Source organism: Rhizobium sp. BK529 (assembly GCF_014194105.1).
GTDB lineage: Bacteria > Pseudomonadota > Alphaproteobacteria > Rhizobiales > Rhizobiaceae > Rhizobium.
This window is the reverse complement of sequence record NZ_JACIAU010000002.1, coordinates 570461-596456: the sequence shown is the minus strand read 5'-3', so window position 1 is coordinate 596456 and position 25996 is coordinate 570461. Positions and strand designations below refer to the sequence as shown.

Sequence of the window (25996 nt, the reverse complement as noted above, 5' to 3'; positions counted from 1 at the left end):
GAGACCTATTCCTATGCCGAAGAAGGCCGCCATCGCCATCCCGACGTTCGGGGCACGCTCAGCGCAAACGTATTGATGCAGCTCGCAGTCAACAACATTGTCCCGCCCATTATCGGGGCCTCCGTATTGCATTGAACCGCCGGCTGCGGTTTTCGCTGAGCAGGAAAGAGCGCATCGTCGCCGTTACCGCATGCCGCGCGCACCCCAGGTCATGCGGCTCCATTACCGGTCATCTCGGCGCTATCAATCATTGGGACGAGTGAAAACACTGTCCTTGTCCGCACCAGCTCTCTGTAGATCGACCAGGCTGCCAAACGCACCCCACCGCATGATCGGCGGATCGATCCGAAAGCTCTTGTTGTTCAGATTGCCGCTGTAGCGGTTGCGCGCGAACTGCACGGATTCAGTCCCGTGGTTAGGCGCGTAGATGAAGGCTGCGACCCCGTTGCTGCTATCGATCGAGATGATATTGTCCTCTATCCGGTTTGGGGCGGCCCACGGTGGATGCCATCCCCAACCAGTGCCATCGTCCACGCGGAAGGCCGCACCCGAGCCGTTTGAGATGGTGTTTCCTGTCACCAGGTTATTCCAGCCGCCGTTGATGCCGATCGCACAGACGTTGCCGGAAAGAGTGTTTCCTTCGATGCGCACACCGCTCGCCTTGCCATCAGTATAAATCGCCCAGCTGATCGGAGACGGCCATTCATTGATATTTTCGTATCCCCGAGGCCAGAAAGTGCCATCGGCCCTGTTCATGAGATGCCCTGTCCCGGTGACGAGATTGTAGCGGATGATGCTATTTAGGAGGTCGGCCTGCTCTCCCATCATCTTGATGGCGCCACCATCGGCCGTCTGCTGATTGGCATTACGCACGATATTGTGTTCGATGATCGCGTCGTGGACTGCGTCCTGGCTGCCCCAAAGGGAGCCGCCGGCGATCCCGAATTGTGCGGTATTTTCGATCAGGTTGTTGGCGATCCGGATACCGTCGCCTGCCTGGAACCATATGCCCGCCGTCTCGAAGTAGACCTTTCCGATGTCATGTATATGGTTCGACAGAATTCTGACACCGTTCGATTTACCGAAACTGCCATAGGTGGTGCCGACATAGATGCCGTTGCCGGCGATATCTCCGATCACATTGCCGGCAATCAGAACGTCGCTGCTCTCAGTTACATGGATGCCGACGCCGACATTTTCGACGAGATTGCCGAGCAGCCTGACACCGTTGGCGTGTTCAAGTCGTATAGCGCCGAACCCTCTGGTGTCGGTATAGAATTTACCGCTGCCTTCGGGCGCTCCATCACGAAACTGGAGTCCTGATACGACCATGTCATCGGCACCCTCCAGCCGAAAGAATGTCGGCAGCACACCGGCCACAGCGGTCGAATTAGGCGAGAACCCCTCGGCAGGGATATAGTCGAGCTGGCCTGCTGCAACATTGTAGCGCCATTCCCCAGGTGCATCGAGAAAGGCCGCTCCTGTCAGGAAATAGCGGCTGCCTTCTGCGGTGAAGAAATAGCTGGTGCCCTTGGTTTGAACGGTCCGCGTTGCAGCGTCGATCGAAACGACCGGCAATGTATCGCTGCCCCATTGGCTTCCAGGCTTGAAACCACCGACGATGTTGACGACGAGCCCTGATGCGCCTTCGAGCGTCGGGATGTCGCCGGCATGATAGCAAAAGCGCGTATTGCCTTCCCATTGGTCAATCGCCGGCTTGCATTTGGCGGCAAACAGCCATCCCTTGCGAGGATCTCCATCGGAAGGAGCGTTCGGAAAGCGGGCCAGGGTCTGGCGAACCCCGTTGACGAAGAGATCGCCGACGGCTTCGCCCGGCGGCAAGCGCAGTGGCGCCGTCCAGCGTCCGGCAGCCTGTAACACCCAGTTATTCACAAGCCGACCGCCGTGCAAGATGGGTGTCTGGTCGCATCTCGCCGTGATAACCAGGCCCTTGTCTCTGGTATCGAAGACAATGGGGCGGGCGAGATAGTAATCTCCACCCTCCATGGCGATCGTGCTCTGGGCGCCCGCCGCCCGCGCAACGTCGCGCGCCCGCTCGATGCTAGCGAAGGGACCGTCTGTACCTTCCTTATTTGGCTCGGGATGACGACCGCTCCAAGTGTCGTTGCCGACGGGCGACACATAGAATATCGCGCGTCCCGCGGCCGTGCCGGTCCCCCCATCGCCACCGAGAATCCCCTTGAGTTCGTCCGATAATGCGCCTGGCGCGGCCTCGGCGCAGGTCGCTGCCTGGATTGTCTTATGCATGATGTCGGGCGCAACCGCGTCCGAACTCACCGGCGCCGAATTGCCCAAACGCGGAGAGAGCGCTGTAAGCAGTACGCAACAGGACAGCGTGAAACAAGGTCTCATGGGATTGATGGATCCGGCCTTGTGATGGGCATTCGCCATCCTTGGTCGACCTCAGCTGAAACGGCGGGCACATATAGCGAGAACATGATGATAGCTGTGCTGAACAGAATGAAAATGGCGTCATTCTGGACTAGAAAAATGCTCTCGGTCAGGTTCATCACCAGGACCATCACGGTGAAGACATTGAGCCAGAGCCAGCCATATTGCGGATTACGGCACTGAAGAATCGCGCCCTGGTGGACTGCGCGCAAAAGCAGCAGGACAAAGAAGGTCGTGCCGATGATGCCGAAACTGAGCATCGCATCGCGGTAGCCATTATGGGCGTGAGGCGCCATCCACAGAACTTCGGACCAGATGGACCATGCTCCAGGGTTAGCTTCCGTCCAAAACGCCTGATAGCCGAAGCCGAACATCAGGTGGCTGGCAATCTGGCGGTCGACCAGCTCCCACAACGGAACGCGGCCCGTCAAGGTAGCGTCCTTGCCGAGCGCTTCGAGGAACGGAACCAGGAACTCGTGAAGCGAGATAAGAAGGCCCGCCGCTAGCTGAACGAACAGCAGCACGAGGACGATGCGGCCGATGCCGCTGCTTCTCTGCAGGGCCGAATAGAATCCGATCAGGCCGAATGCCGAGGCGGTCGCGATTGTCGCGGTCATCGATCCCGAAGCAACAAGACAAATCCCGCTCGCGGCCAGCAGGATAAAAGCGGTCCGCCGCAAGCCGAGAGTCCCGTCGATCAGCACGACGGTCGCCGCCAGGATCATGATGCACGAATACCAGCCGAGGCTGTTCTTGTTGATGAAGATGCCTCGCATCTCGCTGTCCATGGGCATACGGGCAAGATGAGGCGCCACCGCGAACATCGCCAGGCTCAGTACGATACACGTTCCCAAAGTCGCAAAGACGAGCAAAAGCAGCTGTCTCGGCGTAAAGCGCATTGCCAGCACGTAGGCAAGAAGCATGGTAAACAAAAGGCCGACGGCGCGCCGCAGACTCAAGGATGGACTGATTGACCATAAGATGGACAAAAACGGCAGCATGAGCATCAGGGGGAGCAGTAGATTGCGCCTCAACGCCATGAGGAACAGCGGTAAATTTTTTGTCAGGATCAGTACTGTAAATGCATATACGGGCAGACTAACGAGGCGCAGCAGCGACTTGGAGTGATCGCTCAACGCTCCATCCGGATCTGACAGTAAAAGCGGAAAAAGCGCGCCTGTCTGCAGGAACAAGCATGTACCGGCGCCCCAGCATTCTATGCTTCGCCAACTGATGGTCGGCCCGCTTGTCATTCTAAGACCGTATATGCTCATTGTCGGTCCTGGCCGAGCTGATCAAAGGAGCGGCTGCAGTCTGGAAAGGCGTGCATCTCCTTTCACAGCTACGCTGCTACACTCAAGAACAACCATCCAAATATCCGCGCAGTCAACGCACGCAAATGACGGCGCGGCTACGTCGAATGCCGGCACCCACCTCCAAAGGACGTGCTTGCGATTAAGCGGGCGACTGGAACCTACCCCAAAAGATGAGCCCTAAGCCTACGGGATTGCCCATAAGAGCAGATGTTACCCATGTCCATTCGCCGGTAGCTTGCAAAGGTGCAGACAGCAAAGCACGCCACGTCGCGCGCCGCGAGCTTTTGACGAATTGAGCGGTTCCGACGACAGGCTGCAGTCCGCAAGCGATGCTTAGAAGGTTGGGATTGCTATGGTTTCGCGTTATGATCCTGGTTCGGCATGCTCCACGACGAGAGCTTCACCGGTCGCGGCGGCGTCAACGCCTGCCTCACCGTCCCTACCCCGAAAGCAGATCGGGGGCTTAGACGCATCTGATATAGCCATCCGCGAGGCCTCAGGTACTGGAGGCAACGGCGGGGCTGGCCTTCCACACAATATCAGGACCATGCTGCTGCACCGCCTTGCCGTGCTGCAAGCCGCTTGAGGGCGTCATGGAGCAGTCCGGCATCAGCGTTCTCATCAACAATTACAACTATGGTCGTTTCGTCGGACGGGCGATTGACAGTGTCCTGAGTCAGGATGTGCCCAACGTCGAAATCATCATCGTCGATGACGGATCGAGCGACGAATCGCGTTCCGTACTGGAAGCCTATGACGATAGGGTGAAGCTACTCTTCCAGGAAAATTCGGGACAGGCAGCCGCGATCAATGCTGCGGTAAAGCTCAGCAGCGGCGGTATCCTGTGTTTTCTGGACGCAGACGATTGGTGGGCTCCGGGCAAATTGTCGGCGATCCGCGCTGCCTTCCAGTCGGATTCTGCGGTATCGCTTGTCTATCACCGACTTCAGCCGGTTGCGATCGATGGCTCGCCAACTCTCAAGCCGATCCCCCGGACGCTCTGTTCTGGAGACCTCTCGGCGCGACTGACCAGATCGGCCGGCTGGTGGCCCTTCCCGTTGACGTCAGCCATCTCCGTTCGGCGCAGCGCGTGGGATGCTGCAGGGCCTATCCCGGACCAGTTCCGCATTTCGGCCGATGCGTGGCTCACGGGGATATATCCGTTTCTCGGAGATGTTGCTTCCTTGCCGGATGCACTCGGATTCTACCGGATCCACAACAACAACTGGTATCGGCCGGTCGACGATGCCGCGATGCTGCGACGGCGAATGGCCCATTGGCAGCGCACCGTCGAAGCGACGAACAGGTTTCTTGCAATTCACGAGATACCGGCACGGTTGAGCCTGACGGATCATTACCCCTACTGGGTGGCGTCGACGGGATTGGTCGGTGCTGATATGCCTACTCGCGTCAAGCTTGCCTTCGAAGGGCTGTTTTTCGCCGGCGAGCCAAACCTGCTCAGACGCACACGCGACGCATTCCGTTCAGCCCGTGATCTCCCTCGGTTCGGCCGGGACATCGGCTTATCGGAGGCAGCGAAATGAAGGCGCTGCTGCTTGTTTCCGAACTGGAAGATTATACGATCGCCTTCGCCAGCGGCGTCGCACGGCACCTTGATGTCGTCCTCGGCGTTCCGCGCCGACGCTACGCGCATCTGGCGTGCTGGTTCGATCCGGCAATCGATTTGCACCTGCTGGACTGGCCGCGGCACCGTTCGCTCGCCAATCCCTGGTTCCTGCATCAGCTGACCCGGCTCATCCGGCACGAAAAGCCGAGTATTATTCATCTTCTCAGCAATAGCACTCTCTGGCTGAACTTTGCCGCTCCGTTCTGGCGGCCGATCCCGCTCATAACGACGGTCCATGATGTCGATGTACATCCGGGAGATTCCGATACCCGCACCCTGCCCGGCTGGGCGCCGGAATTGATGGCAAGGCAGTCCGGACACCTCGTCGTCCACGGTGAAGCGCTGAAGCGGATGGCGCTCGATCGATATTCGAAATCTCCTGACTGCGTCCATGTCCTGTCGCACCCCGCCATTCAGCGTTACGCAAAACTCGCCCGGCAGCAGAATCTGGCGCGACGCCAAGCCGACGGCACTCTGCGCGTCCTACTCTTCGGACGGATCTTTGCTTACAAGGGCCTGGAGCATCTGATCCGCGCCGAAGCAATGCTCAAGGATGCGCTTCCGAACCTGCGCATTACGGTCGCAGGGCGCGGCGACAATCCCTGGCTGTTCAAGCCACTGATGGGGGACGCGGATCGCTATGATATCCGTAACCGCTATATCGAAGATGCTGAAGTTGCGCAGCTTTTCCTCGATGCGGATATCGTTGTGCTTCCCTATACCGAAGCCTCTCAAAGCGGGGTGCTCAATCTCGCCGCGGCCTTCGGCAAACCAGTCATCGTGACTGACGTCGGTGAGTTACGCACGACAGTTCAGCCGAATGGGCTCGGAATGGTGGTCTCGCCCGGAGATGCGGAAGACCTTGCAAAAGCCATCCGCACATTGGCCGAGAACAGTGAACTCAGAAATAATCTCGGCGCAAACGCGCTTGCCTGGGCCACAGGACCGAACTCACCCGAACAGGTTGGAGCCCAAGCAGCGGCCGTCTATCGCGAGGTCGTTCGATCATGCTGATGAAGACGTCGGCGGAAAGTGCTCAAATGGCAAGTGTACGCCACTATGTCCCGGGCGGCTGCGAGAATGGCGGCGGAATCGGCAGGCTGGTCGGCTATATAACCAGCAGTGCAAGGCAAGCCGGCGCAACGCACTTCGTCACCGACACCAGAGGGCCTCGGTGGTCCGCGGCAACGTCGACCCTGCGTCTGCTGGGCGCCATCCTGACGATGGCTAGGGATCGGGTCGTTGCTCCTACACGTATTCACCATATCCATGTCGCGGGTCGAGGCAGCACGTCACGAAAGCTGATCCTGACGGAGGCCGCCCGTATGCTGGGCTGCTCTCACATATTGCACTTGCATGACTATGATTACGCCAGCGATTTTGCTGCCCGTTCTCCACGCCAACAAGCGCTCATCCGTCGAATGTTTCAAAATGCCGACTGCGTGGTGGCGCTTGGCGAGCGCGATCGCGTGACGCTGACGACCCTCCTCGGCGTAGACGGTCACCGCGTCATCGTTGTCCACAATTGTGTCCCGGATCCCGGCGCACGGCGCAAGCTTCCCGCTGATCAGACGCCACTCATCGTCTTTCTCGGCCGTTTGAGCGAACGCAAGGGCGTGCCGGAGCTGTTGCTGGCGCTCAACCATCCGACAATGAGGAAATTACGATGGCGAGCCGTGCTGGCAGGGGATGGACCGGTTGAAGAATACCGCCGCCAAGCCGCCGCGATGGGGCTGTCCGATCTGGTGGAGATGCCAGGTTGGCTTGGGGCCGACAAGATCAAGAACTTGTGCGCCCGCGCCGACATTCTCGTCCTGCCCTCACATGCCGAAGGCCTGGCTATGGCCGTCATTGAAGGACTAGCCCATGGTCTTGCCGTCGTCACCACGCGGGTTGGAGCGCATGAAGAGGTCATCTCCGACGGCAAAACCGGCGTCTTCGTCCCTGTCGGGGACCAGGATGCACTGGCTGCGGCCCTGGCGGAACTGGTTACGAACCCTGAAATGCGTGCCCAACTCTCCATCAAGGGCCGCGCCCACTACCTCAACCACTTCAGTATGATGGCGTACATGAGGTCGATCGGAAAACTTTACGAGGCCATCTCCACGCAACCTCAGGCAAGGGTTAGCGCATCATGACAATCTCAACTTTCCCGCCAGATCGGAATGTTCCCATCAGAACGATGCACTACGAACCCCAGTTTCAGGCAGAGACGAGATCGGATGATTTCGATTTGGCATCCGGTTTGCGGCTGCTCCGCCGCCGGATGATGATGATTGCATGCCTGGTGGTGCTGATGATGGCCGTTGCTACCATTGTGATCCTGGGGATGCAGCCGAGCTATCATGCCGAGTCCCGGCTTATGATTCACGCGCCGCTGGCAAAGTCGGTGAGCAGCGACGATAGCGGCAATGATCCCTTGAACGTGGCATCGGAAGCGGAGCGGCTGCGGTCCAGGAGCGTGGCCGAACGCGTCATTCGCGATCTGCGGCTCGACGAGCGGCCGGAATTCAATCCGGAACTGCGTCAACCGTCTCTGACCGCCGAGATCAAGGCAAGTCTGCGGCAGTTGATTGACAGCGATAAACCGTCCGGGCCGCCGCAAGACAAGCTCGAGCCGGTTATCGAAGAATATTACAAGGCGCTCCAGGTGGTCCGAGACGGCCCCGGTGGTGTTATCCGAATCGGATTCGATACGTACGATCCCGAATTGGCGGCTGCAGTGCCCAATCGTCTGATCGATATTTACCTGGAAGAGCGCGAAGAGAGCGCTCGTAATCGTCTGGACGCCGCAGGAGGGTGGCTTCGACAGCGTATAGCGGAGCAGCAGGCTCGCACCGATGCGGCGCGCAATGCCGCCGACGAATATCAAAAGGCCACGGGTATCGTTCCAAATGACGACGCTCAGAGCGAACAGATCAAATCCATCATGGAACTGAGCGACCGGCAGGCAAAAATCGAACAGGACCGCGTCGATATAAAAGCAATCATCACCACCCTGGAGGCGGCCGACGACGCCTCGCTTGCCACGCAGAATGACTCCATTCCCGACAGTATCAGCGCAATGGAACGCGACCTTCGGGCACAGCAGCAGGATCTCGAACGTCTTCTCGACATATATGGCAGCGACGCCCAGCCGGTTGTCGATCTGCGTGCAAAGATTGACAAATCGCGGGCCGATCTCGGCACTGCCGTCGATCGCTATGTTCAATCGCTGCGCGCCAAGCTTGCTGCGCTTGATCGTGAAGACAGCACAGTCCGCTCCGCCCTGACGACCGCCTACAATCTGCGGTCTCGTTCCACTCTCGATAAAATCGAGCTGGCGCGGCTGGAGCGCGTCGCCGACAGGGAACAGACGGCCCTGGACAAGCTGGAGGAACAGCGCCGGGTATTTGCGGCGCAAGCCATGCTGCCCGGCGCGGAAGTTGAAGTTCTGTCGCCGGCTGCGGTGCCACTGGCGCCACAAGGACGGGGCCGGCTTTTCTATCTGATCGGCGCTCTCGTGGCTTCGGCCTCGATCGCCGTGACGGTCGCTTTTGCAGTCGAGATGATGGACAAGTCTGTCCGCAGCTTCGACCAGCTCGCCGGGATGGGACGCTTCGTACCTGCCGGTTTCATACCGCGCCTGAAACGGGCAACCAGGCGAAATCCTTCGGTCCTCTTTGGGCACATTCAGGGCGGGATGTTCGACGAAGCAATTCGTACCGTCATGATTTCACTCAAACAAACCAATGGCGGGAAGCTCCCGGCCAGCATTGTCGTCACGTCCGCCCATAGCGGCGAGGGCAAATCGCTTGTCGCCGGATCTCTGGCCATCGAACTCGCAGCCAACGGAACCCCTGTGCTGCTCATTGATTGCGACCTTCGGCGCGGAAAACTCGACTCGCTTTTCAAGTCGGGACTCAAGCGCGGACTGAACGATTTCATGAGCGGACATGCTGAAGTCGACGACATCATCTATCATCACCCAAGTGGTATCGACTTCATCCCCGCCGGCAACCCCAGCCACCTTCGGCACACCCGTCTGGCCGATCTAGCGGAGCTCATCGAAATGGCCCGGGCAAATGGCCAGGTTGTGATCTTCGACAGTGCGCCCGTGCTTGCCTCCACCGATACGGTGCATTTGACCGCAATTGCAGAGAGGACGCTCATGGTTGTCAGATGGGCAAAAACCAGCCGCCGCGCCGTCGATTTTTGCCTTCAACAACTGAGGGCTTCTTCACGAAGCCCGGACATTTCCGTCGCGATAAACGGGGTGAAGCCGAGAAAGCACGCCCTTTATACGTTCGGTGATTCCGAGTTGTTCGCGAGATCGTTGATGAAATACTACAAAACGACGGTTTAAACCCTGGAATAAACGACAGATGGCCAAGGAAATTCATCGGCGTTCGCGCCTTTCCTACACCACCAGCATCCAAAGATAGCGTTAGTATTCGAGTTGGAGAGCGACCATGGATACCGGAATGAGAAATAACAGGAAAGTTGCGCTGATTACCGGTGTGACCGGACAGGACGGTGCATACCTAGCTGAACTGCTCCTGGAAAAGGGTTATACTGTTCACGGCATCAAGCGGCGCTCATCGTCCTTCAATACTAATCGCATCGAGCACCTCTACGAGGATCCTCATGTCGAGAACCCTCGCTTCATTTTGCATTACGGGGATATGACCGATTCAACGAATCTTATCCGGGTCGTCCAGGAAACACAGCCCGACGAGATTTATAATCTCGCCGCCCAGAGCCATGTCCAAGTTTCATTCGAGACGCCGGAATATACTGCAAACGCGGATGGAACCGGCACCCTCCGGTTGCTCGAAGCAATTCGCCTTCTCGGCCTGACCAAGAAGACACGCTTCTATCAGGCATCCACGTCCGAACTCTACGGCAAGGTTCAGGAAGTCCCCCAGAGCGAAACGACGCCCTTCTATCCGCGATCTCCTTATGCGGCCGCCAAGCTTTACGCCTATTGGATCGTGGTCAATTATCGCGAGGCATATGGTATGCACGCCTCGAACGGTATCCTGTTCAACCATGAAAGCCCGATCCGCGGCGAAACATTCGTGACGCGTAAGATCACCCGGGCGGCAGCCGCAATCCATCTTGGCCTGCAGGACCGGCTCTATCTTGGAAATCTGGATGCCAAGCGCGACTGGGGGCATGCACGAGAATATGTCCGCGGCATGTGGCTGATGCTGCAGCAGGACGTACCGGAAGACTACGTTCTTGCGACGGGAGAAACCCACTCGGTTCGCTCCTTTGTCGAGAAGGCCTTTACAAGGGTGGGCATGCCAATCGAGTGGCGCGGCGAAGGTGTCGAGGAAAGAGGGTATGACAAGATATCCGGCCGGTGCGTAGTAGAGATCGACCCGGCCTACTTCCGCCCGACAGAAGTCGATCTTCTACTTGGCGATCCGACAAAGGCGCATACGAAGCTCGGCTGGAAACATGAGACCACTCTTGATCAACTGGTTTCGGAGATGGTTCGCGAGGACCTGAAAGTCATGGCACGGAATGTTCCGTCTGTCGGTGCGAACAAAGGTTTGGTCCATGCCTGAGGTGATCTACAGCCTCGCCGGAAAAAAGGTCTATGTCGCGGGCCACCGCGGCATGGTGGGGTCCGCGATCGTACGGCGTCTCGCTTCCGAGGGCTGCAAGATCTTAACGGCCACGCGCGCTGAGGTCGACCTGACACGGCAAGAGCAGGTGGAGGCCTGGATGGACAAGAACCGCCCCGACGCCATCTTTCTCGCCGCGGCCAAAGTTGGCGGCATTCTCGCCAACGATACTTATCCTGCCGACTTTCTCTACGAGAACCTGATCCTTGAGGCTAACGTCATTCATGCGGCGCATAGTGTTCGTGTCGAAAAGCTGATGTTCCTGGGGTCGTCCTGTATCTATCCGAAATTCGCCGATCAGCCGATCGTTGAGGAATCGCTTCTGAGCGGATCACTCGAGCCCACCAATGAATGGTATGCGATCGCAAAAATTGCCGGACTGAAGCTCTGCGCTGCCTATCGAAAACAGCATGGCGACAATTTCATCTCGGCCATGCCGACCAATCTTTATGGACCAGGCGATAATTTCGACCTCGAGTCAAGTCATGTCATGCCGGCGCTGATCCGTAAGGCGCACGAGGCCAAGATCAGCGACCAAAAGGAAATACGCATCTGGGGCACAGGAACGCCACGGCGCGAGTTCCTGCATGTCGATGATTGCGCCGACGCCTGCGTCTATCTCATGAAAACCTATTCCGACGAAAGTCACGTGAATGTCGGCTCCGGCGAAGACCTTACCATTCTCGAATTAGCTAGGCTTGTTGCGGAGATCGTTGGTTTCGAAGGCGACATCATATGCGATCCCAGCAAACCGGATGGCACGCCACGGAAGCTTATGAGCGCCGACAGATTGCGCAATCTTGGCTGGGCACCAGCGATAGGACTGAAAGAGGGTATCGCGGACGCCTACCGCTCTTTTTTGAATGGCCATTATCTTGAACGCAGCAACGTCGCCGCAGAGTAACGGCAGGCGACGCCTTTAACCCTGCAGAATGTGCTGCCTCACCAGATCCTTCAGGCGCTCCGTATCGCCGGCTTCGATGGCATCAATCATCTGGTGATGCTCCCGGCTCGATTGGTCTACGCGGGCGCGGGTTCGCCATTGCGACACAGGCGCCGATGAGGTTCGCTGGCGAACTTCGGTGATGAGATCGACCATTTCCTGATTGCCTCCAAGGACCAGCAATTGGCGATGGAAGGCAAGATTTGCCTCATAGAGCTCCAGCATGGTGCCGTTCAGCACCATGAAGTCGAAATGCTCGGCAAGCCCGCGCAGAGCGGCAATATCTTCCGGAGACGCATTCTGGACAATCGTTCCCGCGATAGCCGTTTCCAAGATGATGCGGATTTCGCTGACCTCGCGCGCACGCCTGCCATCCGGCTCGTAGACATGATAGCCGCGGTTCGGCACATGTTCGACGAGCCTCTTCTGCGCAAGTCGATCGAGAGCCCGGCGCACTTCCGGCCGTGTGCATTTGTAGCGTCGTTCGAGATCGATCTGTTTCAGCCACGTTCCCGGCAGCAGGACACCAGCGAGAATGTCCTGCAACACGAGATCCGTTACATCGCGCCCATCGGACGTGCCCTGCTCCGAATCTATCATGATATCTGCCATTCGAACGTCCCCTCTCCTTGTTCCTCGATATCACGGGCAGAGGCATTGCCGTAAGTCTGGCCGAATAATTTGCAGTGATGAAAATTTATTCGTGCACATGGATTGCGCATAGATTTTTTGTATCCTAAATTGGCGCCAATTTTGGATACTATGCAAAATGAAGCTGTTTTGGAAGCCATGAAAAACTCGGACGCCGTGTGGGATATCGTCGAAGCTAAGCGTGAAGCCTTCTTCGCGCTCAGCGACCGGATCTGGGATATGCCGGAGACGAATTACGAAGAATATCGCTCCGCCGAAGAGCATGCCCGCCAGCTGGAGGTGGAAGGGTTCCGTGTTGTACGCGGGATTGCGGGCTTACCGACGGCCGTTATGGGGGAAGCCGGCGACGGTGGCCCTGTCATCGCCATCCTCGGCGAATTCGATGCCCTGCCCGGGCTGAGCCAGCAAGCCGGTGTCGCTGAAAAGCATGAGGTAACGGCAAACGGCAATGGCCACGGATGTGGCCACAATATGCTTGGTGCCGGTTCGATGCTGGCCGCCGCCGCGGTCAAGGATTTCCTGGCGGCAAACGGCCTGAAAGGCCGCGTGCGTTACTACGGCTGCCCGGCCGAAGAAGGCGGCTCGTCGAAGGGTTTCATGGTTCGTGCCGGCGTCTTCGACGACGTCGACATTGCCATTTCCTGGCATCCGGCGGCTTTTGCCGGCGTCAACAACCCCGTCTCGCTCGCTTGCAACGAGATCAATTTTCACTTCACTGGCCGCTCCTCCCATGCATCTGCAACGCCACATCTCGGCCGTAGCGCGCTCGATGCCGTCGAACTGATGAATGTCGGCGTCAACTATATGCGCGAGCATATGCCTTCAACGGCGCGTATCCACTATGCGGTTACCGATACCGGCGGCTCGGCACCCAATGTCGTGCAGGCCCGCGCGACGGTGCGCTACCTCATCCGCGCGCGAAATCTTCCTGAACTCCTGTCGCTCGTCGCGCGCGTCAAGAAAGTCGCCGAAGGCGCCGCCCTGATGACGGAGACTTCGGTCCGCAGCGAAGTGATCAGCGGTGACGCCAATCTCGTCGGTAACGTCCCGCTTGAAAACCTGATGTTCGCCAACCTGGAGCGCCTTGGACCGCCTGTCTTCGACGAAGAGGACCGTGCCACTGCGCGCAAGTTCCAGGCAACAATGAGCACCGAGGACATTGCATCTTCCTATGCCCGCTTTGGTCTGAAGCCGAAGAAAGACCAGCCACTCTGCGAAGAGATCTTCCCGCTTTATGCCGGCGACAGCACGATCGTCGGTTCCACCGATGTCGGTAGCGTCAGCTGGGTGGTGCCGACGGTGCAGATGCGCGGCGCGACCTACGCGATCGGCACGCCCGGACATTCCTGGCAGCTCGTCGCGCAGGGCAAGCTGCCTGCGGCTCACAAGGGAACGGAACATGCGGCAAAGGTCATGGCGAGTACTGCCATCGACCTGATTGGCAATCCTGATCTCATCGAGGCGGCCAAAGCGGACCTGAGGGGCCGCCTCGATGGGACGCCATTCGTCAATCCGATCCCGGATGACGTTCAGCCGCCGCTGCCGGAGAAAAAGGCATCATGAACCAGCCCGGAATCCTCGAGCTTATAAGCTTCGGTCCCGATGGTTGGGGCAAGGCGCTGCTGGCCGGCGCGTGGATGACGATCCTGGTAGCACTGGCAGGTTATGCCATCGGCGCGGTAATCGGTACGTTCGGCGCCTGGGCGAAGATAACAGGTGGGCGCGGCATCAGAATCGTGGCCGATACCTATACCACGGTCCTTCGCGGCATACCGGATCTGCTTGTCATCTATCTCTTCTACTTTGGAGGTAGCGCGGCCGTCACGGCCATTGGTCAGTTTTTCGGTGCTGAAGGTTTCCTTGGCTTTCCCGGCTTCCTTGCCGGGTCGCTCGCTGTCGGCGTCACCTCGGGCGCGCAATTTACCGAGGTTTTCCGCGGGGCATTCAAGGCGGTTCACTCGGGCGAGATCGAGGCCGCGATTGCCTGCGGCATGGGCCGGTTGCTAAGGTTCCGTCGCATCGTAGCACCGCTGACGCTTCGCCATGCACTGCCAGGCCTCGGTAATGTCTGGCAGGTTATTCTGAAGGAATCAGCTCTCGTCTCCATCACCGGTGTTGCCGAGCTGCTCCGCCAGACACAGGTCGCGGCGGGATCGACTGGCCTACCTTTCGATTTCTATGTTGTTGCCGGTGCAATTTACCTTGCCATTTCAACCGGTTCTGGCCTTTTCCTGCGGCGGGCTGAAAAGTACTTCGCTCGTGGCGTGAGGAGAAGCTGATGGACTGGCATTTTCTTACCGAGACCTTCGTCAGTCTTGTTTCCGCGATCCCACTGACGCTTCAGCTTGCCGCAACCTCGATCGCACTCGGGGCTGTCCTAGCGCTTGCAATCGCGCTGTGCCGGCTTTCCGGTATTGTGGTCCTCGAATGGTTCGCGCGTAGCTATGTCTTCGTCTTCCGTGGCACTCCACTGCTCGTACAGATCTTCCTGATCTATTATGGGCTCGGTCAGTTTCCCGAGGTCAGGCATTCCATCTTCTGGCCATTCCTGCGCGAAGCCTATTGGTGTGCCGTTCTCGCGCTCACCATGAATACGGCTGCCTATGCCAGTGAGATTATTCGCGGCGGACTCCTGTCGGTGCCTTTCGGCCAGATCGAAGCGGCACGTGCCTGCGGCATGCCGCGTTTCATGCAGTTCCGTCGTATCGTTCTGCCTCTTGCGACAAGACAGGCCCTACCGGCTTACTCGAACGAAATGATCTCCATGGTGAAGGCGACATCGCTCGCCTCGATCATCACCTTGATGGAAGTGACCGGTGTTGCTGCCAGGATCATTTCCGAAAGCTATCGGGCAATCGAAGTTTTCATCGTGGCAGGCGCTATCTATCTGGCGATCAACTTCCTGCTGACGCGCCTTGTTTATCTTATTGAATATTGGCTAAGCCCGCATCTGCGCCAGCCTGCTCCCCATCATCCGGCGGTCACTCCCGGATCCGCCCTTGAAGGAGACGCCCGATGACTGTGGCGAACGTTCCTCTCTCTCCGATCGCGCTCAGCGTGAAGGATCTGCACAAGAGTTTTGGACCTGTGGAAGTTCTCAAGGGCATCTCGCTTGATGCGCATGAAGGCGATGTCGTCTCCATCCTCGGCTCTTCCGGTTCGGGAAAGTCCACCCTCCTGCGCTGCATTAACCTTCTGGAGACACCGAATTCCGGCGAAGTGACTGTCGCTGGCGAGACGATCCGCATGGTTGCTGACGGCAAGGGCGGCAGCCGACCGGCGGAGCGCAGACAGGTCGACCGTATCCGCTCGCAGCTCGGCATGGTCTTTCAGAGCTTCAATCTCTGGTCCTATAAGACCGTGCTCGAAAACGTCATCGAGGCGCCGGTGCATGTGCTAGGCCGTTCCAGAGCGGAGTGCATTGAGGAGGCGGAGACCCTTCTCGCCAAAGTCGGCATCGCCGAGAAGCGCAATTTCTATCCGTCACATCTTTCCGGCGGCCAGCAGCAGCGCGCAGCGATCGCGCGGGCCCTTGCCATGCGACCGAAGGTGATGCTCTTCGACGAACCGACGTCGGCACTCGATCCCGAACTGGTCGGCGAAGTGCTGCGCGTCATGCGCGCGCTCGCGGAAGAAGGCCGCACGATGCTGGTCGTCACCCATGAAATCGGCTTTGCGCGCGACGTCTCCAGCCGCGTCGTCTTCCTGCACAGGGGCGTCGTCGAGGAAGACGGCAGACCACAGGATGTCTTCGCCAACTCCCGGTCGGAACGTTTCCGGCAATTCATCAGCAAATAGTTCTCTCAGCCCAAACAAGAAAAGGGGAGCAAAATATGACATTCTTTTCAAGGGTTCTGATGGCGACATCAGCCGCTGCGATCATTGCAACGGCAGCCGTCGCGCAGGCGGAAGACAAGAAGTGGACGACGGTAACGATCGCCACCGAAGGCGCCTTCAAGCCCTATAACTTCACCAGGCCGGACGGCTCACTCGACGGGTATGAGATAGAGCTGACCAAATATCTCTGCGACCACATGAAGGTCGAATGCAAGATCGTTGTCCAGAACTTCGACGGCATGATTCCGGCGCTGAACGCCGGCAAGTTCGACGCCATCATTTCTGGCATGTCGGCGACGGCCAAGCGCGAAGAGGTGATTGCCTTCAGCGATTCCTACGGCTCCACCGGCCAGGCCTTCGCGACTTCGAAGACCGGCGATCTCGCAAACCTGCCGGACAAGGGCCAGGTCTTCTCGCTTGCCAGCGATGAGGCAGGTGCTGCTGCCGAGATCGAAAAGATCAAGCCTGCGCTCCAGGGTAAGACCATCGGTGTTCAGACAGCCTCCACCGCGGCCGCTTTCGTCGACAAATATCTGAAGGGTGTCGTCGATGTCAGAGAATATAAAACGACGGAAGAACACGACCTCGATCTCAAGGCAGGCCGCGTCGATATCGTCATGGCATCCATGGCCTATCTGACGACGGCCTCCCAGAAACCTGGCAATGAAGATATGACGACGACAGGTCCACGCTTCCAGGGCGGTTTCCTCGGCCGCGGCAGCTCGGTCGGCTTGCGTAAGAGCGATACCGAGCTGAAGGCCATGTTCAACGATGCGATTGCCGCCGCGAAGGCGGACGGCACCATCAAGACGCTTTCGGAGAAGTGGTTCGGCTTCGACGTGACGCCGAAGTGAGTTGATTTCAAAATGATACCCGGCGAGTCGTGCTCGCTGGGTATCGTGAGCTAACGTCACGAGACTTCAAAGATCAACGTGCATTCAGTTGTGCTCGCTCGGGCCAGTCCGAAGGGACGACGGGCGCATATATTCTCTGCTCGCTAAGTGTCGCCGAGATCGCTATTCGTGTGATTGCGGGTGTCGCCATTGGCGAACCCGGCATCGATTTAGACATGACACGATCGCAATGCGAGAGAGAGGGCAGCGATGGCCAATCTTCCCGATATGACGAAGCACCGAGGCTTTCCGTCCGGCATGCCCGGCAGCGGCATTCAGTTCACCATCCGCCGCGCCAACCCCAAGGGCGTGACGCCGATCAAGGCACTGCCTCGTCGCGCCCGGCCCGGCACGGCGGAACACCGTGTCGATGCAGCCTTCCTGCATGCGCTTTGGCATTACTTCGGGGCGGAGCCTTTCGAGCGCGGCAATCTCGACGCCGCGCGGCTCAACCTGCTGTTCGGACGAGAAGTGGTCGCAGTAGACAAGGATTTCGACCCGAAGTCCTATGAGGCGATGCTCGTCATCAACGAGAAGGTGGCGCGTCAGAATTTTCCGGAATCGTTCGAAGACGTTATGGAAGTCTGACAGGAGCGTTCATTGCGCGTTTCTGCCGCCGGACTAATTTTCAGTCTCGATGTTGACTTCATATTCGGCAAGCAAACGCTGTACGGTTTCGTTTCCGGTGTAAAAGCGTTTCAATCTGGCAAGCTCGGCGTCAGTCCCCGTGCAGAGCCGCTTCAGCTCCTCGTCAATCTGTGCGCGCCGTTCGGCATAGGGCGAATCCTCGCCCCGAAAGTGATCGCATCCGTCGCGGCGCTCCATAAAGGCTCGCACATCTTCAGGCAGTTTGAACGTATCGGACTTCCGATCGGCAGCCAGGCTTGCTCCGCAACACGCGCCAGAAAGGCTCAAAAGGAACAGGCCCATAGCGATCTTAGGCCCGACGATCATCATGCCAGCGCCCGTTCTACAGCGATCTGCGCCATCGCAAGAGCGGCCCCTCGCGTCTTTGCGGCTGCAACGAAAAGGCCCTTGTGGCAGAAAGTTGCTCCTTCGACGCCGCAAGCCAATTCCAGATCATGGCCGGTCAACCCTGCCCAGGAGGCAGGCAAATCCGCGCGCAGTTCAAAGCCCTCGTCGGAACGCCGAATGCCGGTGAGGCACCAGTCGTTTTCCCGCGGGTGAACGACGAAAAGCAGCTGATCGGCCTTGGCCTTTACAATCGCGGCGCGGAAGGGCATGCCCATCGGCAGTTCGAGGATCCTGCCCTCGCCTGTCTCATCGATCGCCTTGAGAACAAGGCCTTCGGCACGCAGCTTGGCATCCTGCGCCGCGATACCGGCCTCGACGAAACTGCGGACGATCGAAAGGGCAGCGTGGAACGCCCGGTCGTCGGCATCGGGATCCTTGGCATCGAAAACCGGCTTCAGGGTTTCAAGAAGCGCTGGCAGCGTCAGGCCGGCCAGCTCGCCTGCAATCGAAAGATCAAGCGCGCCATTGTCGGTCAAATCGACCGGCAGCACGAATTTGGCGTCGAAGGATGCATGCACCGCTGCGATATGCGCTTCGGGCACCCCCAAGGCCGCAAGATAATCCGGCCCGTAATGTTTCCAGATGAGGCCGAAGGAACTGTAGGGCCTTCCATCCTCTCGCACTGGCGCGCCGCGCTGATGGTGGTCGAAAATGCCCGCGGCAGGGTCATATTGCCCGCCGACATCATAGATGATGCGATCAGCGGCCGGCGTGGTCCATTCTATGTTCCTGCTTCGGACGATCCGTGCTTCGGGGAAGATTCGGCTGAGGATGACGCTCGAGAGCAGCTCATCAGCGTGAAAGCCGCCGGAATGCGTAACCAGGTATGAAAGGATCATTATCAGATACGCCTCTCGCAGCCGATTGTATTTCCGTCCTGATAGCCCGCGTCCGCTGCCAGCTCAACAGTGCGTGAGGAAAAGGGCGGCACAATTCTTCTGACGACGAACAATCGCACCTTGCCGGCCGCGGCATCCTCAGCTCAGGTTTTTCAGGTAAAGCGAGAGCAGCTGTGTTTGCGAGGAGATGCCGAGCTTGCGATAGACGTTGCGGCGGTGGACCTTCACGGTCCCCGTCGAAATGTTGAGCTTCAGGCCGATCGATTCCGACGAGTGCCCCTGTAACACCAGCTCGACGATCGCCGTTTCGCGACCCGTGAGGTTGAGATCGTGCCAGACCGTATCCGCACGTCGGACGATTTCGCTCTTACGGCGGCTTTTGCCCCTTGCGGCAAGCTGGGCATCGAAGCGTGGCGCGAGCCCGGCCCAGTAATGTTTCACCATGCTGGCCACGAGCGGCTCGACCTTTTTCAGCGTCGAGAATTCGGCGGGTGGAAAGCCGCCGGTCTTTTCCCGCCGCATCAGCGAAAGGACGACGGTAATATCGCCATCGACAGGCACGAAGAAGCCGATTTCCTCTGCAAGTCCGGTTTGAACGTAATAGGTGCGGTAATATTCGCTGGAGAAGAATCTGTCCGGTGCTAGTTCGCGCATCCTGAAGACACCTTCGCGACGTTCCCGAGCGGTATGATAGAAGGGGTCGAGCAGATAGGGACCTGCCTGATAGAGTGTGACGAAAACGACGTGCTCGTCGCGGTCGAAGGTGCTGTAGAGATCGATCGGCCGCTCTTTTGCCCGATAGGCGAAGACGACGACGTAATCGAAGCGCACGAGCGAGGCCATCATCTGGCGATATGTATCGCCAAAACCGGCATCGCTCATGGCGGGCTTGCCGATCGTCGCATTGAAGGCTGCAAACAGCGTCTCCAAGTCGATGCTCACCAGCGTGCTCCTTCCCCCGCGCCGCGCAATCCACGCGGCCGAGATATACACCTTCCACGAAACGTTACGCGCCTAAATACCTCTTTCGGGGTATATACCGTGCAAGAGGCTCAGGCTTACTCTTTCCTTAACGACGGTGGCAATAAGGCAGCGACAGACTGCCATTCCAAACCAACCGCAGGGAACAGACGTGGCATCCGCTTCGACGAACGATATCGAATTCCGTTCAGTCACGAAAAACTATGGCGCCGTGACCGCCGTAACGGACATCAACCTGACTGTGCCCAAAGGAGCGTTTCTAGCGCTGCTCGGCCCTTCCGGCTGCGGCAAGACGACCTGCCTGCGTATGATCGGCGGCTTCGAGCAGCCGAGCGCGGGATCAGTGCTGATTGATGGGCGCGAAATGAACGGCGTTCCCGCCTATCGCCGGCCCGTCAACATGGTCTTCCAGCATTATGCGCTATTTCCGCATTTCAACGTCGAGCAGAATGTCGCCTATGGGCTGAAGCAGATGCGCCCCCGGATCGCGGCGAAAGAGATCGACCGACGCGTCGCCGAGGCGCTCGAGATGGTTCGGCTCGGCGGCTTCGCCAAGCGGCGGATTCATGAAATGTCGGGCGGCCAGCAGCAACGCGTGGCCCTTGCCCGCGCAATTGTCAACCGCCCCTCGGTCCTGTTGCTCGACGAACCGCTGGCAGCACTCGACAAGAAGCTGCGTTCGGCCATGCAGATCGAGTTGCAGACCCTTCAGCGTGACCTCGGCATCACTTTCGTTCTCGTCACCCATGACCAGGAAGAAGCGCTTTCGATGGCCGATGTCGTCTGCGTCATGAGCGCGGGCCGCATCCGGCAACTCGGCAGCCCGCAGGAGGTCTATGACCGCCCGGCCGATCTTTTCGTCGCCGACTTCGTCGGCAAGACGAACCGTATCACCGCTTCGATGGAGGCCGACGGCACGACGCTCAGGCTGGCGGATGGCTCGGCAATCGCCTCCGGCAAGAAGCTCGAATCAGGCAACGTCATTGCGGCACTCCGACCCGAGGCAATCCATCTGACTCGCAAGGCGGCAGCAGGCACATCATTCAAGGGGACGGTGACGCATCGCATCTTCCTCGGCTCATCGGCGGAATATGCCGTCAGCGTGCCGGGGCTCGGCGATTTCCTGATCACCGCTGATCGACGCAGTATGAACGAGAGTGATCTCGTGGAGCCGGGCGAGGAGGTTTTCCTCGGTTTCGACCCTGCCGCCATCCATGTCTTTCCAGCATCGAATGCATAAACCGAAACAAGGGAACAGCATCATGAGCAAGGATTATAAGGACAATCTTCCCATCTCGGCCGAAGGCCTCATGGATGAATTCATGCGCCTGAAGCGCGGCTCCGTCAGCCGCCGACACTTCCTCGGCGTCACCGGTCTCGGTCTCGCAACCGCCGTGCTGTCGCGCTTCCCGGGCGCGCTTTCGACACCTGCTTATGCGGCAGAAGACTTGGGCACGCAGATGTCGATTGCCACTTGGCCGAACTATCATGACCCGGCGACTTTCGAGAACTTCAAGGCGGCAACGGGCGTTGCCGTCGAGGTCAACGTCTTCGGCTCGAACGAGGAAATGCTTGCCAAGCTGCAGGCCGGCGCCTCCGGCTGGTCGCTCTTCGTGCCGACCAATTATACGATCTCGACCTATCACAAGCTCGGCCTGATCGAGGAACTCGACCTTTCGAAGATTCCGAACTTCAGCCAGGCAAGCGAAAGCCCACGTTTCACCAAGGAAGGCCAAATCGACGGCAAGACCTATGCCGTGCCGAAGAACTGGGGCACAACCGGCTTCTCCGTCAATACGTCGAAGATCAAGACCAAGCTTTCGAGCTGGAAGGACTTTTTCGAGATCGCCCAGACGGAAGCCGACGGTCGTGCCATGGTGCACGACTATCAGCTGACGACGATCGGCAGCGCTCTTGTCTCGCTCGGCTACGATTTCAATTCGATCAAGGCCGACGAGCTCGCCAAAGCGGAAGAGCTGCTGGTCAAGGTCAAACCGCACCTCTTTGCGATCAATTCCGACTACCAGCCGTCGATGCGCTCGACGGATGCGTGGCTGACCATGTGCTGGACCAATGACGGTGCGCAGCTCAACCGCGACATGCCGGAACTCGCCTATATCCTGGGCACCGACGGCGGCGAGATCTGGACTGATTATTACGCGATCCCTAAGGATGCTCCGAACAAGGCCGCCGGCTATGCGCTGCTCAACTACCTGATGGACCCGCAGAATGCGGTGAAGGAGCATATCGCCAACGGTGCACCGACAACCGACAGCCGCGTGATCGCATTGTTGCCGAAGGAGATCACATCGAACAAGATCGTCTATCCGGATGAAGCCGCCCTCACCCCGCTGGAATTCGGCGCTGCCGTGACACTTACCGATCCCGGGCGTGCTGAGCTGATGGCGCGCTTCAAGTCGGCCTGATGCATTCTCCGATTCCCGTTCTCCCGCGGCAAACCGTGGGAGAACGGTTTAGCTCCTCGACCCGGCGAATGAAGACTGAGCCATGTTCCTGACCCACGCCACCAGACGGCGCCTGATCACCGCGGCCCTTGTCGGCCCGGCCAGTATATGGCTGTTCGTCTTTCTGGTACTGCCCTTTATCGCCATCATCGTCTTCGCTTTCGGGGAGCGCGCGCCGGAAGGCGGTTATCAGCCGGCTTTCACGTTCGAGCAGTTCGCCAATCTTGGTGCGCGCTCGGCCGCCTTCATCAATACGCTGATCCTCGCGCCAATCGGGGCAATCGCCTGTCTCATCGTCGCCTATCCGGTTGCCTATTACCTCGCGGTCAAGGCGAGCCCACAGCGCCGGCTGCTGCTCGTCTCGCTGGTCGTCGTTCCCTTCTGGACCAGTCTGCTGGTGCGCACCTATGCATGGATGTATCTGCTCGGCGCGCGCGGTATTCCGCATTTGCTCGAATTTGTCGGCATAGAAAACGTTCGGCTGATCAATACGCCCGGCGCCGTGCTGCTCGGCATCGTCTATGGCTACCTGCCTCTGATGATAATGCCGATCTATGTCAGCCTCGAGAAGCTGGATCGCAGATTGCTGGAAGCCTCGGCCGACCTCGGTGCGAAACCCATCTCGACTTTCTTCGGCATCACCCTGCCATTGTCGCTTCCCGGAGTGATGACCGGCGTTGCGCTGGTGACGATCCTCCTTCTTGGCGAATATCTGATCCCGCAACTTCTCGGCGGCGGCAAGGTCTTCTTCATCGGTAACGCGCTTGTCGATCTCTTTCTGCAATCCCGCAACTGGCCGTTCGGGTCGGCGATCGCCGTCACGCTCGTTGCCGTCGTGGTCATCGTGCTGCTTGTCGCAATGCGCATTGCGTGGCGTGTCGCCGGAACACGGCAGGTGGATCTTATCTGATGCGCGCGCTCGTCACCTTCGTCTATCTATTCCTCTATACGCCGATCGCGCTCGTCGTGCTGTTCTCCTTCAATGCGGGACGCAATGCCAGCGAGTTCACCGGTTTCTCGACGCAATGGTATGGCCGGGCTCTGTCGAATACCTTCCTGATGGAGGCGCTGCGCAATAGCCTGATGATCGCCGTGACCAGCGCGGCACTCGCGGCAATCTTCGGTACCATGGCGGCAATCGGCATGGAGCGGCTCGGCGCGCGGACCCGAGCGATCTTCGACGGGCTGTTTGCTGCTGCAATCGTCGTGCCGGGTGTCGTGATCGGCATTGCCACACTGGTGGCACTGGTCGAAGTCTTCGGCTTCATCAATCCCGTAGTGGCGGCCTTCTGGCCTGGCGATCAGCCGCCGAAACTTACACTCGGCTACGGCTCCATCATTGCCGCCCACGGGCTCTTCACGATGGCGCTGGTGACGATGATCGTGAAGGCGCGTATCGCCGGCCTCGGGCGCGATATCGTCGAAGCCTCCAGCGATCTCTATGCGACGCCATTCACCACGTTCCGGCAAATCGTGCTGCCGCAGATCATGCCGTCAATTCTGGCGGGCTTCTTGCTTGCCTTCACTTTCTCCTTCGATGATTTCATCATCGCTTTCTTTGTGGCGGGCTCGAACACGACGCTGCCGATCTATGTCTTCGCCTCCATCCGCCGTGGCGTGACGCCGGAAATCAATGCGATCGCGACGATGGTGCTGGTCGCCTCGCTCGTCCTTATTTTCATCGCGCGTTTCCTGATGCGCGAAAAGACAACGACAAACTGACCGGGGAAATGCCATGATACTGAGGGATCGCGTTGCAATTGTCACGGGGGCAGGCTCGGGTATCGGGCGGGCCGGTGCGCTGATCATGGCGCGCGAGGGCGCCCATGTGGTTGTTGCCGACATTGATTTCGCGAATGCTGAAGAGACCGTCGGCTTGATTGCCAAGGCGGGCGGCAGTGCCGAAAGTCTCGTCATCGATGTGACCGACGACGGGGCGCTCGAGACCGGCATTGCCGCCATCGCCGCCCGCCACGGCCGCATCGACATTCTCCACAATCATGCAGGCGCGCAAGTCGCCGGCGATCTGGAACAGGTTGCGATCGAAGGCTTCGACAGGTCCTGGAGTCTGAATGTACGGGCGCATTTCATGGCGTCACGTTTTGCCATGCCGATCATGAAAAAGGCCGGCAAAGGCGTGATCCTCAATACGTCATCATCGTCGGGCGTGCTCTACGACCGGGAAATGATCGCCTATACGACGACCAAACATGCTGTCATCGCCATGACCCGGCAAATGGCAGGCGACTATGCAAAGTTCGGTATCCGCGTGAATGCGATTTGCCCCGGATGGGTGGACACCCCGTTCAACGAACCGTTCATCGCGCAGATGGGCGGACGCGAAGCGATTGAAGGTTATATCGCCGAGAAGGTGCCCCTTGGCCGTTGGGCGAATGTCTCGGAGATCGCCGAGCCGATCCTATTTCTGGTCTCGGACCGTTCCTCCTACATGACCGGGCAGATCCTCGTCGTCGATGGCGGCGAGACCATCGTCTAGGGACCTTTGACGCCGTCAAGGCTTATCGAGAGACAGGCGAAACTGCCGGGGTGTGGCGCCGGTTCGTTGCTTGAAAATATCGTAAAAGCGGCTGCTGGAACCGAAACCGCAATCGAGGGCGATTTCCAGGATCGAGTCCTCGGTCTCGGCGAGCCGCTGCATTGCTCTGGCGAGCCGGTAACGCGTCAGATATTCCATTACGGAAATGCCGAGCACGTCGCGAAACGCTCGGTTGGCGGTGGTCGGGTGCACATGGGCACGTTTTCCAAGCTCCGCCAGGCTCAGTTGTTCGGAAAAATGCCGGTTGATCAGGTCGGTCAGCACTTCCGAATGACGAATTGCAGCGCTGACCGGCGTCGCGGCAGCCGCGATCAGCGACCCCTGACCATCGGCATGATCGAGTATGAGCCGGCGCACCCTGAGCTTTGCCTCCTCGGCAATCAGCTGACGCCGCACCGGATCGCCCCTGCCCCATTCCTCGACCCAGGCTGAGACGGTCAGCGATGTCGTTTCCCGCCGGCTGGGCTCGACCACGAATGCTCCCTGCATGATCGCCTGCCTCGCCTTCTTGTCGATGGCGAGCGCGAGAAAATCGACGAGCGGAAGGTAGATGCAGATAAGCGGCGCCTCCGGCGTGACCTGGATCGTCTGATGCGGAATGGCCGCCCAGAACAGGACAAGGCGGCCGGCATCAACCCGCTCCTGGCGCCCATTGAACAGATAGGTCATCGCGCCATCGAGAAGCAGGTTGATCTCGACATGGTCGTGCCAATGCGCAGCGCTCATAGCATCGGCCGTGTGGCGTTCGATCAGAAAGCCGGGCGGCGATCCCGTCCATTCACCACTCCTGTTGACGTGATCGTCGTTCATGGCATTCCTGCGCTC

At 58.8% G+C, this 25996-nt stretch carries 24 protein-coding genes; 17 read left to right on the top strand and 7 right to left on the bottom strand.

From position 1 onward, the window contains the following. Positions 1 to 243: 243 nt before the first annotated feature. Both FHX08_RS19770 and FHX08_RS19765 read right to left on the bottom strand, forming a co-directional pair. On the bottom strand, positions 244 to 2373 hold the full coding sequence (locus tag FHX08_RS19770; RefSeq protein ID WP_132655327.1) for a nitrous oxide reductase family maturation protein NosD: 2130 nt from the start codon (positions 2371 to 2373) through the stop codon (positions 244 to 246). Continuing rightward, positions 2370 to 3686, bottom strand: coding sequence for an O-antigen ligase family protein (locus FHX08_RS19765; protein ID WP_132655325.1), 1317 nt, complete (start codon positions 3684 to 3686; stop codon positions 2370 to 2372). Before FHX08_RS19765 ends, FHX08_RS19770 begins: the two co-directional genes overlap by 4 nt. A gap of 635 nt (positions 3687 to 4321) precedes the next feature. Here FHX08_RS19765 and FHX08_RS19760 point away from each other — a divergent pair. The 6 genes from FHX08_RS19760 to FHX08_RS19735 all read left to right on the top strand — a co-directional run bounded on the left by FHX08_RS19760 (position 4322) and on the right by FHX08_RS19735 (position 11874). Continuing rightward, positions 4322 to 5272, top strand: a complete 951-nt coding sequence (locus FHX08_RS19760; protein ID WP_132655323.1) for a glycosyltransferase family 2 protein — start codon at positions 4322 to 4324, stop codon at positions 5270 to 5272. Continuing rightward, a complete protein-coding gene (locus tag FHX08_RS19755; RefSeq protein ID WP_132655321.1) occupies positions 5269 to 6369 on the top strand; it encodes a glycosyltransferase family 4 protein in 1101 nt (366 codons plus the stop codon). The genes FHX08_RS19760 and FHX08_RS19755 overlap by 4 nt, the downstream gene beginning before the upstream one ends. Next, complete coding sequence (locus FHX08_RS19750) at positions 6363 to 7493, top strand: glycosyltransferase family 4 protein (RefSeq protein ID WP_132655319.1); 1131 nt, start codon at positions 6363 to 6365, stop codon at positions 7491 to 7493. Before FHX08_RS19755 ends, FHX08_RS19750 begins: the two co-directional genes overlap by 7 nt. Next, entirely contained in the window at positions 7490 to 9700 is a 2211-nt protein-coding gene (locus tag FHX08_RS19745; RefSeq protein WP_132655317.1) for a GumC family protein, read from the top strand. The genes FHX08_RS19750 and FHX08_RS19745 overlap by 4 nt, the downstream gene beginning before the upstream one ends. A 106-nt stretch (positions 9701 to 9806) precedes the next feature. Beyond that, complete coding sequence (gmd, locus tag FHX08_RS19740; RefSeq protein ID WP_132655315.1) at positions 9807 to 10910, top strand: GDP-mannose 4,6-dehydratase; 1104 nt, start codon at positions 9807 to 9809, stop codon at positions 10908 to 10910. Then, the gene (locus FHX08_RS19735) at positions 10903 to 11874 is read left to right on the top strand and encodes a GDP-L-fucose synthase (protein WP_132655313.1); all 972 of its coding nucleotides are present in this window, start codon (positions 10903 to 10905) and stop codon (positions 11872 to 11874) included. The genes gmd and FHX08_RS19735 overlap by 8 nt, the downstream gene beginning before the upstream one ends. 15 nt (positions 11875 to 11889) lie before the next feature. Here FHX08_RS19735 and FHX08_RS19730 read toward each other — a convergent pair whose 3' ends face one another. Next, entirely contained in the window at positions 11890 to 12525 is a 636-nt protein-coding gene (locus FHX08_RS19730) for a GntR family transcriptional regulator (protein ID WP_132655311.1), read from the bottom strand. 177 nt (positions 12526 to 12702) lie between these two features. Between FHX08_RS19730 and FHX08_RS19725 the strand changes: the two genes are divergently transcribed. The 6 genes from FHX08_RS19725 (at position 12703) to FHX08_RS19700 (ending at position 17882) form a co-directional block, all read left to right on the top strand. Further along, positions 12703 to 14127, top strand: a complete 1425-nt coding sequence (locus tag FHX08_RS19725) for a M20 family metallopeptidase (RefSeq protein WP_184327577.1) — start codon at positions 12703 to 12705, stop codon at positions 14125 to 14127. Then, positions 14124 to 14843, top strand: coding sequence for an ABC transporter permease (locus FHX08_RS19720; RefSeq protein WP_132655307.1), 720 nt, complete (start codon positions 14124 to 14126; stop codon positions 14841 to 14843). Before FHX08_RS19725 ends, FHX08_RS19720 begins: the two co-directional genes overlap by 4 nt. Next, the gene (locus FHX08_RS19715; RefSeq protein WP_132655305.1) at positions 14843 to 15583 is read left to right on the top strand and encodes an ABC transporter permease; all 741 of its coding nucleotides are present in this window, start codon (positions 14843 to 14845) and stop codon (positions 15581 to 15583) included. The genes FHX08_RS19720 and FHX08_RS19715 overlap by 1 nt, the downstream gene beginning before the upstream one ends. After that, positions 15580 to 16362, top strand: coding sequence for an ABC transporter ATP-binding protein (locus tag FHX08_RS19710; RefSeq protein ID WP_132655303.1), 783 nt, complete (start codon positions 15580 to 15582; stop codon positions 16360 to 16362). Before FHX08_RS19715 ends, FHX08_RS19710 begins: the two co-directional genes overlap by 4 nt. Before the next feature lie 35 nt (positions 16363 to 16397). Further along, a complete protein-coding gene (locus FHX08_RS19705) occupies positions 16398 to 17255 on the top strand; it encodes a transporter substrate-binding domain-containing protein (RefSeq protein WP_132655301.1) in 858 nt (285 codons plus the stop codon). A 249-nt stretch (positions 17256 to 17504) separates the two neighbouring features. Then, a complete protein-coding gene (locus FHX08_RS19700; protein ID WP_132655299.1) occupies positions 17505 to 17882 on the top strand; it encodes a hypothetical protein in 378 nt (125 codons plus the stop codon). Positions 17883 to 17915: 33 nt separating this feature from the next. Here the strand turns inward: FHX08_RS19700 and FHX08_RS19695 are convergent, their stop codons facing one another. The 3 genes from FHX08_RS19695 to FHX08_RS19685 all read right to left on the bottom strand — a co-directional run bounded on the left by FHX08_RS19695 (position 17916) and on the right by FHX08_RS19685 (position 20110). After that, positions 17916 to 18251 (bottom strand): hypothetical protein, encoded by a 336-nt coding sequence (locus FHX08_RS19695; protein WP_132655297.1) that lies wholly within the window; start codon positions 18249 to 18251, stop codon positions 17916 to 17918. Next, entirely contained in the window at positions 18248 to 19168 is a 921-nt protein-coding gene (locus FHX08_RS19690; RefSeq protein WP_132655295.1) for an MYG1 family protein, read from the bottom strand. Before FHX08_RS19690 ends, FHX08_RS19695 begins: the two co-directional genes overlap by 4 nt. 138 nt (positions 19169 to 19306) lie before the next feature. Then, positions 19307 to 20110, bottom strand: a complete 804-nt coding sequence (locus FHX08_RS19685) for a helix-turn-helix transcriptional regulator (RefSeq protein ID WP_132655293.1) — start codon at positions 20108 to 20110, stop codon at positions 19307 to 19309. 190 nt (positions 20111 to 20300) lie between these two features. Between FHX08_RS19685 and FHX08_RS19680 the strand changes: the two genes are divergently transcribed. The 5 genes from FHX08_RS19680 to FHX08_RS19660 all read left to right on the top strand — a co-directional run bounded on the left by FHX08_RS19680 (position 20301) and on the right by FHX08_RS19660 (position 25111). Further along, complete coding sequence (locus tag FHX08_RS19680; protein ID WP_132655291.1) at positions 20301 to 21389, top strand: ABC transporter ATP-binding protein; 1089 nt, start codon at positions 20301 to 20303, stop codon at positions 21387 to 21389. A 22-nt stretch (positions 21390 to 21411) separates the two neighbouring features. Then, the gene (locus FHX08_RS19675) at positions 21412 to 22575 is read left to right on the top strand and encodes a spermidine/putrescine ABC transporter substrate-binding protein (RefSeq protein WP_132655289.1); all 1164 of its coding nucleotides are present in this window, start codon (positions 21412 to 21414) and stop codon (positions 22573 to 22575) included. Between the two features lie 82 nt (positions 22576 to 22657). Next, on the top strand, positions 22658 to 23524 hold the full coding sequence (locus FHX08_RS19670; RefSeq protein ID WP_132655287.1) for an ABC transporter permease: 867 nt from the start codon (positions 22658 to 22660) through the stop codon (positions 23522 to 23524). Further along, on the top strand, positions 23524 to 24336 hold the full coding sequence (locus FHX08_RS19665; RefSeq protein WP_132655285.1) for an ABC transporter permease: 813 nt from the start codon (positions 23524 to 23526) through the stop codon (positions 24334 to 24336). Before FHX08_RS19670 ends, FHX08_RS19665 begins: the two co-directional genes overlap by 1 nt. A 13-nt stretch (positions 24337 to 24349) precedes the next feature. After that, the gene (locus tag FHX08_RS19660) at positions 24350 to 25111 is read left to right on the top strand and encodes an SDR family NAD(P)-dependent oxidoreductase (protein WP_132655283.1); all 762 of its coding nucleotides are present in this window, start codon (positions 24350 to 24352) and stop codon (positions 25109 to 25111) included. Positions 25112 to 25126: 15 nt separating this feature from the next. Here FHX08_RS19660 and FHX08_RS19655 read toward each other — a convergent pair whose 3' ends face one another. Next, a complete protein-coding gene (locus FHX08_RS19655; RefSeq protein ID WP_132655281.1) occupies positions 25127 to 25981 on the bottom strand; it encodes a helix-turn-helix domain-containing protein in 855 nt (284 codons plus the stop codon). Positions 25982 to 25996: the final 15 nt, after the last annotated feature.